Source organism: Pseudomonas sp. FME51, assembly GCF_014897305.1.
The window spans coordinates 1-13,227 of the sequence record NZ_JABUYN010000011.1 but is presented as its reverse complement, the minus strand read 5'-3'; the positions used below and the strand labels follow the sequence as shown (position 1 = coordinate 13,227).

General features: G+C 60.3%; 13 protein-coding genes and 2 tRNA genes. 5 read left to right on the top strand and 10 right to left on the bottom strand.

The features are described 5' to 3' along the window. Positions 1–10 precede the first annotated feature (10 nt). Positions 11–400 carry a VanZ family protein gene (locus INT39_RS17255; RefSeq protein ID WP_193075246.1) on the top strand — a complete coding sequence of 130 codons (390 nt, stop codon included), beginning with the start codon at positions 11–13 and terminating at the stop codon, positions 398–400. Continuing rightward, positions 397–1,068 (top strand): GntR family transcriptional regulator, encoded by a 672-nt coding sequence (locus INT39_RS17250; protein ID WP_193075245.1) that lies wholly within the window; start codon positions 397–399, stop codon positions 1,066–1,068. The genes INT39_RS17255 and INT39_RS17250 overlap by 4 nt, the downstream gene beginning before the upstream one ends. Positions 1,069–1,097: 29 nt before the next feature. On the opposite strand, the gene INT39_RS17245 is transcribed toward INT39_RS17250, so the two are convergent. The 5 genes from INT39_RS17245 to INT39_RS17225 all read right to left on the bottom strand — a co-directional run bounded on the left by INT39_RS17245 (position 1,098) and on the right by INT39_RS17225 (position 6,835). Continuing rightward, the gene (locus INT39_RS17245) at positions 1,098–2,378 is read right to left on the bottom strand and encodes a TRAP transporter large permease (RefSeq protein ID WP_193075244.1); all 1,281 of its coding nucleotides are present in this window, start codon (positions 2,376–2,378) and stop codon (positions 1,098–1,100) included. A 3-nt stretch (positions 2,379–2,381) separates the two neighbouring features. Then, positions 2,382–2,915, bottom strand: a complete 534-nt coding sequence (locus INT39_RS17240; protein ID WP_193075243.1) for a TRAP transporter small permease — start codon at positions 2,913–2,915, stop codon at positions 2,382–2,384. Positions 2,916–2,995: 80 nt separating this feature from the next. Further along, a complete protein-coding gene (locus INT39_RS17235) occupies positions 2,996–4,027 on the bottom strand; it encodes a TRAP transporter substrate-binding protein (RefSeq protein ID WP_193075242.1) in 1,032 nt (343 codons plus the stop codon). Positions 4,028–4,082: 55 nt separating this feature from the next. Next, positions 4,083–5,459: an NAD-dependent succinate-semialdehyde dehydrogenase gene (locus tag INT39_RS17230; protein ID WP_319021380.1), complete on the bottom strand. Its 1,377-nt coding sequence runs from the start codon at positions 5,457–5,459 to the stop codon at positions 4,083–4,085. Between the two features lie 101 nt (positions 5,460–5,560). Further along, a complete protein-coding gene (locus INT39_RS17225) occupies positions 5,561–6,835 on the bottom strand; it encodes an aspartate aminotransferase family protein (protein ID WP_193075240.1) in 1,275 nt (424 codons plus the stop codon). Positions 6,836–7,104: 269 nt separating this feature from the next. On the opposite strand from INT39_RS17225, the gene INT39_RS17220 reads away from it, so the two are divergent. After that, positions 7,105–7,521, top strand: a complete 417-nt coding sequence (locus tag INT39_RS17220; protein ID WP_193075239.1) for a PA2817 family protein — start codon at positions 7,105–7,107, stop codon at positions 7,519–7,521. Positions 7,522–7,836: 315 nt separating this feature from the next. Here INT39_RS17220 and INT39_RS17215 read toward each other — a convergent pair whose 3' ends face one another. The 4 genes from INT39_RS17215 to INT39_RS17200 form a co-directional block, all read right to left on the bottom strand. Beyond that, positions 7,837–8,766: a ZIP family metal transporter gene (locus INT39_RS17215; RefSeq protein ID WP_193075238.1), complete on the bottom strand. Its 930-nt coding sequence runs from the start codon at positions 8,764–8,766 to the stop codon at positions 7,837–7,839. Positions 8,767–9,086: 320 nt separating this feature from the next. Further along, complete coding sequence (locus INT39_RS17210) at positions 9,087–9,374, bottom strand: hypothetical protein (RefSeq protein ID WP_193075237.1); 288 nt, start codon at positions 9,372–9,374, stop codon at positions 9,087–9,089. A 391-nt stretch (positions 9,375–9,765) separates the two neighbouring features. Next, positions 9,766–9,841: transfer RNA gene (locus INT39_RS17205), tRNA-Gly, on the bottom strand. Positions 9,842–9,857: 16 nt separating this feature from the next. Beyond that, positions 9,858–9,933, bottom strand: a tRNA-Glu gene (locus tag INT39_RS17200). Positions 9,934–10,202: 269 nt separating this feature from the next. Between INT39_RS17200 and INT39_RS17195 the strand changes: the two genes are divergently transcribed. Continuing rightward, positions 10,203–10,970, top strand: coding sequence for a hypothetical protein (locus tag INT39_RS17195; RefSeq protein ID WP_193075236.1), 768 nt, complete (start codon positions 10,203–10,205; stop codon positions 10,968–10,970). A 22-nt stretch (positions 10,971–10,992) separates the two neighbouring features. Further along, entirely contained in the window at positions 10,993–11,652 is a 660-nt protein-coding gene (locus tag INT39_RS17190) for a glutathione S-transferase family protein (protein WP_193075235.1), read from the top strand. 487 nt (positions 11,653–12,139) lie between these two features. On the opposite strand, the gene INT39_RS17185 is transcribed toward INT39_RS17190, so the two are convergent. Further along, positions 12,140–13,030, bottom strand: coding sequence for an ATP-binding protein (locus tag INT39_RS17185; RefSeq protein WP_413468942.1), 891 nt, complete (start codon positions 13,028–13,030; stop codon positions 12,140–12,142). Positions 13,031–13,227 lie beyond the last annotated feature (197 nt).

The window sequence follows — 13,227 nt, the reverse complement described above, 5'->3', positions numbered from 1 at the left end:
GCCTGACACCATGTGGCTGAACCTCCTCCGCCATTGGGGCCGTTACCGCTTGCTGTACAGAATCCTGTTCTTCTCGGTGCTGTTGCTCGGTATGTACCTCGGTATGCGCCCAGGCCCGCCCCCTACGCCGTTCAAGTTTAGCTTCGTGGACTCGGTCTATCACGCTGGCGGATTGTTCGTCTGCACGCTGCTCAGTTACCTTGCCTTCCCTCGGTGGCGATGGTGGTTGCGTGGCGTGTTGATGTTCAGCGTCGGCGTGGCGGTGGAGTTCGTGCAGTCCTTCCACCCTACCCGCTCGGCGGATATCCACGACATCTATGCCAATAGCGTCGGCGTCGGTGCGGGTTTGCTGGTGGTATTGGTGTGGCAGTGTTATTCCGCACGCAGGGTGACGTCATGAGTACGCGTAAATTCAGAACGGTGTCGGTAGTGGAAGCCATTGCTGAGCAACTCAGCGAAGACATCTTCAGCGGCATGTTTCGCCCCGGAGAGACGCTGATTGAAACGCAGCTCGCCGCACGCTTCGACGTCCCACGCCAGACCATTCGTTCCGCCATCGTGGTGCTCATACATGATGGGATTCTGCGCCGCGAGCCGAACAAGAGTGTTTACATTCCGCAGTTTTCAGAAAGCGATATTCATGACCTCTTTGCGGTTCGCCGGCTGATTGAGCTTGAGGCAGTCCGTATTGTGACCACGGAAAAAACCCTGCCGAAAGAGGCCGAGAACGCCGTCAGGATCATGGAGGTGCTGTGCGATGAAGACAGTTGGGATGAGGTTCTCAAGTTCGATTTCGAGTTTCATCAGACCCTGATCGCCGCCAGCGGCAGCACTCGCCTGCAGAAATTTTACCGCAGTATCTCTGCGGAACAGCGACTGGCGCTGACCTACTTTCGTTCCAGCCATGAAGCTCCCAGCGAGATCGCTCGCCAGCACCGGGTGCTTCTGGATGCCATCCGCCTGGGAGACCCTGAAGCGGCCGTCGCGGCCTTCAGAGCCCACCTGGATGAGTCCGAGGCCTTTCTCAATCAGGCAATACAGTCGCACCGGGAGCGCGCCGGCAACTGAGCTGCCGGGGCACGCTCAGTTGCCGGACGTCAGTTGCCGAGCCAGTTGGGCAGGAACATCGAGATCTGCGGTACGTAGGCCACCACAAATAGCATCACGATCAGCGCGGCCACGAACGGGAGCGCGGCCAGACTCACCTTTTCAATCGACAGGCCGCTGATCGCACTGGCGACGTTGAGGTTGTCCCCCACCGGCGGTGTGGCGAAGCCGATCATCGAAGCAAGAATCATGACCACTCCAAAGTGCACCGGGTCCATGCCCATTGCCGTGACTACCGGCACCAGAATCGGGGCGAGAAGAATGATGCCGGCGATGGTTTCCATGAACATGCCAATGAATACCAGCAGGATCAGGATCACCGCCAGAATCACCCAGAACGGCACGGGCAGTGCGCCGAGAAAATCAGCGATGAGTGAGGGGATGCGTTCGAGTGTCAGAACCCGGGCATAGGTCGATGCCGTGGCAATGATCACCAGGATCATCCCTGAGATGAGGAAGGTCGCTTTCAGCATCACCGGGATCTCAGAGAGCTTTGTCTCACTGTATATGAGTGCCAGCACCAGACTGTATGCCACGGCCACACCTGATGCCTCCGTGGGGGTGAAGACGCCGCCGTAGATACCGCCGAGTACTACGACAGGCATCAGCAATGTCCACTTGGCACGCCACAACGCCACCCTGCGCTCCTTCCAGCTGGCTTTGGGCACATCACCGCCATAACCATGCTTCCTGGACATGTGGCGGCTCATGAAATACAGCAGGAGGACGATGATGAACCCCGGGACAAAGCCCGCCAGGAACAGATCGCCGATTGAGGTGTTCGTGGTAATCCCGTAGATAATCAGCGGAATGCTGGGTGGGATCACGATACCGATACCACCCGCCGTTGCTACCAGGCCGGCGCTGAACCCACGTGCGTACCCCTCGCGGATCATGGCCGGGATCATGATGCCGCCGATCGCGGCGACGGTAGCCGGCCCTGAGCCACTCAGCATCGCGAACACGGCGGTGCCCAGCAGGGTGACGGCGGGCAGACCTCCGGTCATGTGACCGACGAAGGTTTTCGCCGCATCGATGAGCCTGCGAGAGAGCCCGCCATATTCCATGATGACGCCGGAGAGCACAAAGAGCGGGACGGCCAGCAGCGAATAGGAATCCACCGCGCCGAACATGGTCTGGGTGAGATAGTTGACCGGGACCACGCCGGTCACCATTACTGAGAACAGTGATGAGATGCCCAGCGCAAACGCGACCGGCATGCCGAGGATAAGCAGAATCAGGAAGCTCAGAAAGAGAGTGGCAATGCCCATGTATCAGTCCACCTCGGTTTGTGACGGCGGGATGGGAGCAAAGGGCTGTCGGACAATATCGACGATGGTTCCGACCGTATGCTGGACAACGCGGAAAGACATCAGCAGGAGCCCGAGGGGTAGTCCCAGATAAACCAGGTACATGGGGATTTGCGACGCTGGCGCACGCTGACCTGTGCTGAACTGCCGACTCACCATCTCAATTGAGAGCTGTAGCATGAAGAGGAGGAAGGCGAGCCAGAGTAATAATATGAAAAGGCGGATGATGCGTTGGGCGAGAGGCACCTTCTTGCCAATCAGGTCGACGATCACATTAAACCTGACGTGCCGCTGGTATTTCACCGCGTAACTGCCGCTGAGATAGACGAACCAGACCAGGGCGTAGCGGGCGACTTCTTCAGACCAGACTGATGGGTTGTTGAATGCGTACCGCATGATGACTTGAAAAACGACGAGCGTTGCGAAAACGGTTAATGCCACTGTCGCCAGATAGGTCTCCACGTGCTCATCGAAATGCGCATAGATACGTTTGAGCATAGGCAACGATCCCCCGGTGCAGCGACAGTCAGTACGCCCCTGCCGGGGTATTTCCCTGGCAGGGGCTCATTCAGCAGCGTTTACTGGATGGCTTCGAGGTAGGTGGTGTTGCCGGCTGCCTCGAGAATGGCTTTGAGTTTCTCCGTGTCGACTTTGGATGCATTCTCCTTATAGAAGGGGATGGCGGAATCTATCCACTGTTGGCGTTCTTCATCGGTCAGGTCGGTTACCGTGCCGCCTGCTGCGACAATTTTGGCGCGGATCTCGTCGCTGATCGTTGCCTTGAGCGAACGGATCTTGGCGACCATTTCATCTGCGGCGCCCTGGATAATCTGCTGGTCCTCGGCGGAAAGGCCTTCGAAGAAGTCCTTGCTGATGAGGATGACCTCAGGGTCGTAGATGTGTCTGGTCTCGGTGAGGTAGTGCGCAGGCTCGGTGAATTTCGCCGAGAACAGCAGTTCGTATGGGTTTTCAACGCCATCCACTACGCCCTGTTGCAGGGAGGTGAATACCTCAGGGAACGGCATGGGCGTCGGCGCTGCGCCAATACTCTTCCAGTAGGCGATGTGCATCGGCACTTGCATGGTGCGTAGTTTGACCCCTTTCATCTCGTCAGGTGTTTTGACCGTCCCCTTGACCATCGCGAGGTTGCGGAAACCATTTTCGCCCCAGCCCAGTGCAATCAAGCCACTCTTTTCGAGTCCGGCGAGCATCTCGTCGCCCAGTTCGCTGTCGAGGACTTTATAGGCCGTTTCAGCATCTTCGAAGATGAAGGGAAAGTCGAAGACTTCGAGGGATTTATCGAAGTTGGCGAGTACGCCGACCGAGGGCGCTGTCATCTCGATATCACCGAATTGCGTAGCCTCGATCATTTCACGTTCGCCGCCGAGCTGGCTGTCGGGGTAGACCTGCACCTTGATGCGTCCGTCGGACCGCTCTTTCACCAGGTCAGCGAACAGCGCATATCCCTGGTTCTGCGTGTCACCGATTGAAATCACGTTGCCGAATTTGATGGTGTAGCTATCGCCTTTCGCCATAGCGCTGCCACCCCAGAGGGAAATGCCGAGTGCTGCGACAACACCCACAGCAATAAGTCCAGTCTTGCGAATCATCATGAAGCTCCTTTTTTTAGACTTGTGTCCGGAGTACCTGGTTGAATTGCACTGACTATCTGGTTTCACGCCTGGCTATATTGTAGTAGCGAACCTCCTGATATTCCTCGAGACCTTCATGGCTCCCTTCCCTTCCAAGACCCGATTGTTTCATACCGCCGAACGGAGCCGCGGGGTTCGAGGGTACGCCGTTGTTGATACCGACCAGTCCGGTCTCCAGCTGGTCGGCGACGTTCAGTGCGCGGTCGAGGTTTTCGGTGAAGACGTAGCCGGCCAGCCCGAATGGCGTGTCGTTGGCGCGTTGAATTACCTCTTCTTGTGTGGAGAAGCGGGAAATAGCCGCAATCGGGCCGAATATCTCGGTGCTGGCGATGTCGGCGTCGAGCGGGACCCGATCAAGAACCGTCGCCTCGAAGAAGTATCCGGCACCTTCGGGAGCACGGCCGCCGGTGCGCAAGTCGGCACCGCGCGTGACGGCGTCATCAACCAGGCGCTGGAAGCTGTTGACTGCATCCCGATTGATCACCGGGCCCAGGTCCACGCCGTCGGCGATCGAGTGGCCGAGCACCATTTCCGACATGCGCTTGCTGAACGCGTCGACGAAGTCGTTGGCGATGCCGTTCTGCACATAGATGCGGTTGGCGGCGACACAGGATTGCCCGCCGTTGCGCAGTTTGGCCAGCAGCGCGCCCTCCACTGCCCGCTCCAGATCGGCGTCGTCGAACACGATGAGCGGCGCGTTGCCGCCCAGCTCCATTGAGCTCTTGACGATATTCTGCGCAGCCAGGCCCATGAGCGTGCTGCCGACGCTGGTGGAGCCGGTGAAGGAGATCTTGCGTACACGCGGGTCCGCGAGTACGGCCTCGCTGAAGGCTGATGACTGAGTGGTGGTGACTACACGCATCAATTCGCGGGGTACGCCGGCTTCGGCCAGCAGGTCAACCGTGAGCAGCGTGGTAAGGGGCGTGAGGCTCGCTGGCTTGATCACCGAGGCGCAACCGGCGGCAATAGCCGGGGCGATCTTGCGGGTAATCATCGCCATGGGGAAGTTCCATGGGGCGATAAGCAGCGCCAGACCGACCGGCGCACGCTTGGTCAGAATGGTCGAGCCACCGGCGGGGTTATCCCGGTAGCCACCGGCCGGTCGCAATAACTCATCGGCGTACCAGCGCACATAGTCGGCGGCGTATTGCACCTCGCCCTGGGCCTCGGCGAGGGTTTTGCCCATCTCCCGGCTGATGACGTAGGCAAGCCGCTGCTTGTTGGCGATGAGCACCTGATAGGCATTGTGCAGTGTGTCGGAGCGGTGGCGCGGCGTGGTCTTCGCCCATTCGCGGCCCGCCTGGTGAGCAATGCTGACCTCCTCGATGGCCTGCTCCGGGGTCAGGCTCGGCAGCGTGGCGATACGCTGCTCGGTAGAGGGATCGAGCACGGAGAATTCGTTCGCGCCCGGTTCATGGTTGCTGAAACCCGGAAGACTTCGCAGCGCCTCGTCGGACGCTTCCAGGCGCTGGGCTGAAGGTGTTGGCAGACTCATGCTGTGGCCCTGGCTTTACTCGTCCTGGCCTGAGCAGCGTCCAGTACCGCGCGCACCGCACCGACGAGATCGCGGACTTCCTGGTCTGTGGTGATAAAGGGCGGGCTGATCTGTACGGCATTACCGCGCAGTGGGCGGGTAATAAAGCCCTGCTCGATTACCTGATCCGTCACGAACTCGGCGCTGACGTCGCTGGAAAGTTCGATAGCGCCGAGGAAGCCGCCGACGCGCGTGGCAGCGACAAACGCGTGGGATTCAATCGCCTTGAGTTCGCGGGCCAGTACCTGCTCCAGTTCCGAGGAGCGGGCGACCAGGCCTTCGCGCTCCAGGATCTCGAGGTTTTTCAGCGCCAGTGCGGCGGTGACGGGGTGGCCTGAGTAGGTGGTGCCGTGACGGTAGATGGGCGAGTCCGCGCCTTGTTCAAAGAACGGATGCCAGATGCGCGGCGCGACGAGAAGACCACCGAGGGCTGCGTAGCCCGAGGTTACCCCTTTGGCGAAGGCGATAATGTCCGGCTGCAGCTTATAGCGGCTCGACGCGAACATCTCACCGGTGCGGCCGAAGCCGGTGATGACTTCATCGGCAATAAAGAGAATGTCATTCTCGCGGCACAGGCGCTGGATCTCTTCAAAATAGCCGTCCTGCGGCGGATGCACGCCCCCGGTTCCCAGGATCGGCTCAGCGATGTACGCAGCGATGCTCTCTGCGCCCAGGCGCTCGATCGTGGCTGCGAAGGCCGCTGCGTCGTGCATGCCAACGCGCTCGGTGCCGTCGACGAGCGAATCGGTGCCATAGCCCTCTCGGTTGAAGTCGAGACCGGCGATGCTGGTGCCGTAGGCGTGCAAGCCATGGTAGGAGCCTTCGCGGCTGATGATGACTTTCTTGCTCGTGCGACCCACATGGTTCCAGTAACGGCGAGCAAGCTTCAGCGCAGCATCAATCGAGTCGGACCCGCCGCTGTTGAGAATGACCTTGGCATCATTGATGGGCGCTATGCTGACCAGCTTCTCGGCGAGCTCGATCGCGCGGTTGTTGGTGTAGCGGCCGAACACATGGTAGACCTCGAGCGTCTTCATCTGCTCGTAGGCGACCTGTGCCATCTCTTCGCGACCGTGGCCGATATTCGCGTACCAGAGTGACGCGGTTCCGTCGAATAATCGAGCCCCGGTGTCCGTGGTGAGGTAGGCACCTTCAGCCGACACCACATTGATCTGTCGACCGATTACCGAGGGCATGTGCGCCTGGGCGCTCCATAATGCCGGGCTAGTCATATGAGCCTCCTGTCACGTTAGAAGATAATGCACATTGTCATACAATCTCGACAATACCAACTGTAGTACCGCCTTACAATCTGTCAAATCTCCCACGCCGCCGCCCCCGATCGTTCCCATGCTCCAGCGTGGGAACGCATGCTGGGACGCTCTGCGTCCCGGTTCCAACGCACGCAGGCAGCAAGCCCGGACGCTCCTGCGATTGATGAAGGGTCGAGGCGTCGCCCCTTGTCTGCTAGACTCCCGCCCTTACCAGCCGGGAGTCCACCATGAATATCAATCTGCCCTATCACCGCTACCACTTCGCCTTGCTGATGAGCCTGTACGATACGCTGCGGGCGGAGTCTGTGCTGATGGCCCAGACACCAGAGGAAAGCAACATCCTGTTTCTGGAGCGTTTCGAGGAACTGATTACCCAGCTTGAGGCAGGCGATCAGGACGCACTGTATTCCGGCCAGGAGATTCTCTGCCAGATCATCAGCCGCTACCCCCAGGTCGCCCATATGATCCCGCGTGATCTGCTGTGGTATTTCGGTGGGGATTGCCTGCATTACATGCCCGACGATGAGATTGCTCAGTACCAGTTGCTGGACGAGCACCAGGCCGAGGCCGAAGCGCGTGGTGAAGAGTTTGACTGGGAGCAGGCGCGCCTGCTGCTGATGAGCGAACAACTGCGTAACTCCTGAACGCCCACAACCACTGAGCCCACCTCAAGCACCCCACCACCCGCGCCCCACCCGATCGTTCCCACGCTCCAGCGTGGGAACGCATGCCGGACGCTCTGCGTCCCGGTTTCAGCGTCGTGCAGGCGACAAGCCCGGACGCTGGAGCGTGGGAACCATCGGTTGGGGGCAAGCTCTGCGCCCACCTGCCACTCCAGTCACGCCCCACCTCACAACCCCTGCCCTGCGACCCCACGCCGCTACACCCGATCGTTCCCACGCTCCAGCGTGGGAATGCATGCCGGGACGCTCTGCGTCCCGGTCTCAACGCTCCCCCCCTCACCCCAACGCCGTATCCAGAAACATCATCACCCCAAACCCCACCATCAACCCGATGGTCGCGGGGGTCTGATGACCGTTGCGGTGGGTTTCCGGGATGACTTCGTGGGAGACGACGAAGATCATCGCGCCCGCTGCGAGCCCCATGCTGACCGGGTAAGCAATCGCGAAGGCGCTGGACATGCCGATACCAATCATTGCCCCCAGTGGCTCCATAAGCCCGGTTGCGGCGGCGACCAGCGCCGAGCGCAGCGCTGACAGCCCGGTAGTACGCAGTGCCAGGGCGACAGCCAGGCCTTCGGGAATATCCTGGATGGAGATGGCGGTAGCGATGGACAGCCCTACCGGCATATCCCCCGCCGCGAAGCCGACGCCAATGGCCATGCCTTCGGGAATATTGTGCAGTGTGATCGCCATGACAAACAGCCAGACACGGCTGATGCGATCAAACTCGGGACCGTGCCGGCCGCTGAACTCATGATGGTGCGGGGTGAAGTAGTCGAGGCCGAGCATCAGCATCACACCGAGTCCCAAGCCGAGCACCACGGTACCGGCCGCAGCCAGGCTGTTACCGAGAATCCCCTGCGCAGCATCGATTCCGGGGAGGATCAATGAGAAGGCGCTGGCGGCGAGCATCATGCCGGCAGCAAAGCCGAGCATGCTGTCCTGTCGTCGGGTGGAGATGGTCTTCATGCTCAGCGCCAGAAAGGCACCCAGCGTGGTGGCCGCAAAGCCCGCGCTCCCACCCAGTAACGCATGACGCAGGTTCAGGGCGTTGCCACCGCTGACTGCGCTGATGATGCTGACGATGATCAACGCCATGATAATGAGCACCGCCCCGGCCAGGCCGTAGGAGATGTAGGGGCTGCGCTGCGCCTGATCAGCCCATGCGCTGCGCAATTCTGCTGCCAGTGAGATGGTTTTTTCCATGATCGCTTTTTTCGCCAGTCGGACACTTGGATGAAGTCTATCAGCAGACAACGCCAGCACAGCGTTGATTCACTGCAAGCATGTCATTGAGCAAATGTATCGGTGCAGTGGTTGTCGAGAAGGTGTGGGCTCGGACGCTGGAGCGTCCACGGCGCGGTTACCACGCTGGAGCGTGGGAACCATCGGTTTATTTCTGCAGCAATGGTGTTGGTGATGGCCCGGACCGTCTGCGGCCTCGGCATAGCAAGATGCTGAGCCCCCACCCGATCGTTCCCATGCTCCAGCGTGGGAATGCTGCAGGGACGCTCTGCGTTCCGGTTTCAGCGCTGTGCAGGCGGCCAGCCCGGACGCTGGAGCGTCCACTGCGCGGTTACCACGCTGGAGCGTGGGAACCATCGGTTTATTTCTGCGGCAATGGTGTTGGTGATGGCCCGCCCCGTCTGCGGCCTCGGCATAGCAAGATGCTGAGCCCCCACCCGATCGTTCCCATGCTCCGCGTGGGAATGCTGCAGGGACGCTCTGCGTTCCGGTTTCAGCGCTGTGCAGGCGGCCAGCCCGGACGCTGGAGCGTCCACTGCGCGGTTACCACGCTGGAGCGTGGGAACCATCGGTTTATTTCTGCGGCAATGGTGTTGGTGATGGCCCGCCCCGTGTGCGGCCTCGGCATAGCAAGATGCCGAGCCCCCACCCGATCGTTCCCATGCTCCGCGTGGGAATGCATGCAGGGACGCTCTGCGTTCCGGTTTCAGCGCTGTGCAGGCGGACGGCCCGGACGCTGGAGCGTCCACTGCGCGGTTACCACGCTGGAGCGTGGGAACCATCAGAAACGGAGCGCTGGCTCCCTCAGTGCGCGGAAAACCGAGCCCCCACCCGATCGTTCCCATGCTCCAGCGTGGGAATGCATGCCGGGATGCTCTGCGTCCCGGTTTGGGTGCTGCAGACGGTGATCACCGAATTTCAGGCACAAAAAAACCGCCCATTGGGCGGTTCTTCTGTATTTGGAGCGGGAAACGAGACTCGAACTCGCGACCCCGACCTTGGCAAGGTCGTGCTCTACCAACTGAGCTATTCCCGCAAATCTGACGCCGTAATGGCGTCCCCTAGGGGACTCGAACCCCTGTTACCGCCGTGAAAGGGCGGTGTCCTAGGCCACTAGACGAAGGGGACGTATCCGGACTTCACAGTGCCGAGGTGTTAACCCTGGCTACTTGCTGCTTACTTCGCTCTGCGTTGTTTGCTGCAAGTGGCGCGCATTTTAGGCATGGTCCCGAGGTCCGTCAACCCCTCAAGCTGATATTTTTGCAGGTATTTTTCATTTTCCACGAAAACCGTGGCCTACAGGGGAATGAGAACATAATCACGCCTATTGAATCACTTGATTGTATTGGCAGAAGGGATATGGCATAACGACAGCTTTTCGATTATGGAGAAAGCCCGTGTCGCCAACACTTATTGCCGCCCTCGTCGTGGGCGGGCTGATCATATTGATTTGTATCGGCTTTCTCAATCAGACCCTCGAACGCTCACGTTTGGAGCGTGCCCGTGCGTTGGCCGAGTTGCGATCAAGGATCAATTGCTGCGTCAGCATCAGTCACGACTTGCCTGGTCAGTTCATGTCAGCCGAGCTCAAGACCCAGTTATTGCAGATAGAAGCCACTCTGCTGGAGCGTTTGATAAAACTGGATGGCAAGAATGCCAGCCATGTCGAGCAGCTGTCTGACGTACGCCAACAGCTCGACAAGGGCGAACCGCGGATTGCGAACGCGCCCTTGGTGATTACTGATGAAGCGGCGGCGCAACAGGCGAAGCAGTTGCTGGGTGATCTTCTGCAGCTGTTCGAGCAGTCCCGACGCGATGGTGTGATGGATAGCACCACCTTTCAACGCTGGAGCCAGTTGCTGAATCAACATCTTCTCCAGACCACGCTGACCATGTACCAGGCGATGGCCAACGCTGCCATGCAGGCCGGTAAGCCGCGCGTCGCCAAGTTGCAGTATGAGCGCGCTATCGCCTACCTGAACAAGCAACAGCACCCTGACAGTGGCGGGCAACTGGCGGTGTTCCGTCAGCTCTTGGCAAACGCTGAGCAAACTGCGGCGAGCATCGAGCTGGCGGCCGAGGCCACTACCAGCGAGCTGAGCGCGGGTATCGAGGCGTTGGAAGAGGATGACGAAGCCTGGAAGAAGAAAACAATATACGATTGAATATCCCGACGGAGCTTAATACATGTCCCTGACTCTCTACGGGGCGATTCTGTCGCCCTTTGTTCGCAAGATTCGTGTTCAGCTGGCCGAACAGAACATCGCCTATGAACTGGTAACCCAGCCGCCCTTCAAGCAACCTGCCTGGTATTACGAGATCAGTCCCCTGGGGCGTATTCCGGCGCTCAGGGATGGTGATTTCAATATCGCAGACTCGAGCGTGATCGCCCAGTATCTTCAGGACACCCGTGGCGGTGTTTCTCTGTACGGCACAACGCCTCAACAGACAGCGCGCGTGCGTTGGCTGGAAAAGTACGCCGATTATGAGTTGGGCACGCTGGCGACCCTGACTGTATTCCGCAACCGGGTGTTGAAGCCGTTGATGGGCCAGGACTGCGATGACGCCGCGATCCAGCATGCGCTGGAAACAGGATTGCCGCCTTTGCTTGATTATCTGGAGACGCAGCTGGGCGACGGGCTGTATTTTCTCGGCGAGCAATTCAGCATGGCGGACATCGCTGTGTGCTGCCAACTGATCAACATGGCCCACGCCGGCGAGCTGATCGACGAGCAGACCTGGCCGGGGCTGTCATCCCTCCTGAGCCGAGTAACCGCGCGTAGCAGTGTCAGTAGCTTGCTGCCGGCGGAGCATCAGCTGGTGGCGAAGATGATGGGGCGAGTTTAGAGCCGCGGGTTGTTTTGCGGATCAAGCGCCGGGGTTTTGTTGGCCAGACTCCGTACCCGCCGATTTTAGCTGGCCTGGCGGCCAGCGTCGCGGCGGGGCGCCCCTCCTACATTGACCGCGCAGCGGACGCTCCTGCGTCCGGGCCTGCCTTCTGCACAACGTCAAAACCGGGACGCGGAGCCCACCCAAAATGATGGTTCCCACGCTCCAGCGTGGTAACCGCGCAGTGGACGCTCCCGCATCCGGGCTGGCGGCTTGCTGGGCGGTGGGACGGGACGCAGAGCATCCCGGCAGGCGTTACCACCAGAGTAGTTTGATGGCTCCCACGCTTTGCGTGGGAGCCGTGCTGTGGACGCTCCTGCGTCCGGGCTGGCAGCTTGCTGGGCGGCGGGACGGGACGCGGAGCATCCCGGCAGGCATTCCCACGCTGGAGCGTGGGAACGATCGGCTTTGAGTCAGCGTGGGAAGGAGCGGTTGGCGGGCGCGGTCACTGTCCGCTTAGCAGCTCTTTCCCTACCCATGACCGTGCAAACTGCCAGGCGCAGCGACCGTTGCGGTTGCCACGGGCCTGCGCCCAGCGGATGGCTTCTCGTTGCAGCTCGTCGCTCCATTCCCATTGCAGGCCGTGCTCCTGCGCCATGATTGCCAGCCAGTGGCGGACGACGTCCAGGTAGTGCTCCTGGCTAAAGGGATAGAAAGACACCCATAGCCCGAAGCGATCCGACAGGGCAATTTTCTCCTCGATGGCCTCTCCTGGATGCAACTCGCCATCAATCATGCTGGCGGCGAGGTTGTCGCTGCGGTGCTCTGGCAGCAGGTGGCGGCGGTTGGAGGTGGCGTACAGCAGCGTGTTGTCCGGCGTTGCTTCGACAGAGCCGTCGAGCACGGTTTTCAGGGTCTTGTAGGCGCTGTCGTCCGCTTCGAATGCGAGGTCATCACAGAACAGCAGGAAGCGCCAGGGCTGCTCGCTGATCTGTGCGACCAGTGCCGGCAGGTGTACCAGATCACTCTTGTCGATCTCGATCAGTCGCAGCCCCTGATCTGCCCACGCTACCAGCAATGCTCGCACCAACGATGACTTGCCCGTCCCGCGCGCGCCCCACAGCAGGGCGTTGTTGGCGGGCATGCCTTTGACAAATTGCTCGGTGTTGGCTTCCAGCAGGGCTTTCTGCCGGTCTACGCCGACCAGGTCACTCAACCCATGCCCTGCGGTGATCTCAAGCGGCTTGAGCCACCCTCCATCGCCCTGCCCCACCCAACGCGCGGCTTGGGTGTGCGCCCAATCGATAACGGGCGGCACAGGCGGCAGGTTCTGCTCGTAGCGGTCGAGAAAGCGCACGACGCGCTGCATGAAGTCGGCGGTGGAGATGTCGGGCATAGGGGGGTTCCTGGTTGGTGGTTAAGTAGCGCTTGATCGTTCCCACGCTCCAGCGTGGGAACGCCTGCCGGGATGCTCTGCGTCCCGGTTTCGACGTTGTGCAGGCTACCCGTTCGGACGCAGAGCGTCCACGGCGCGGTTACCACGCTGGAGCGTGGGAACCATCTGAAACCGAGTGCTGGCTCCGACCATGATCG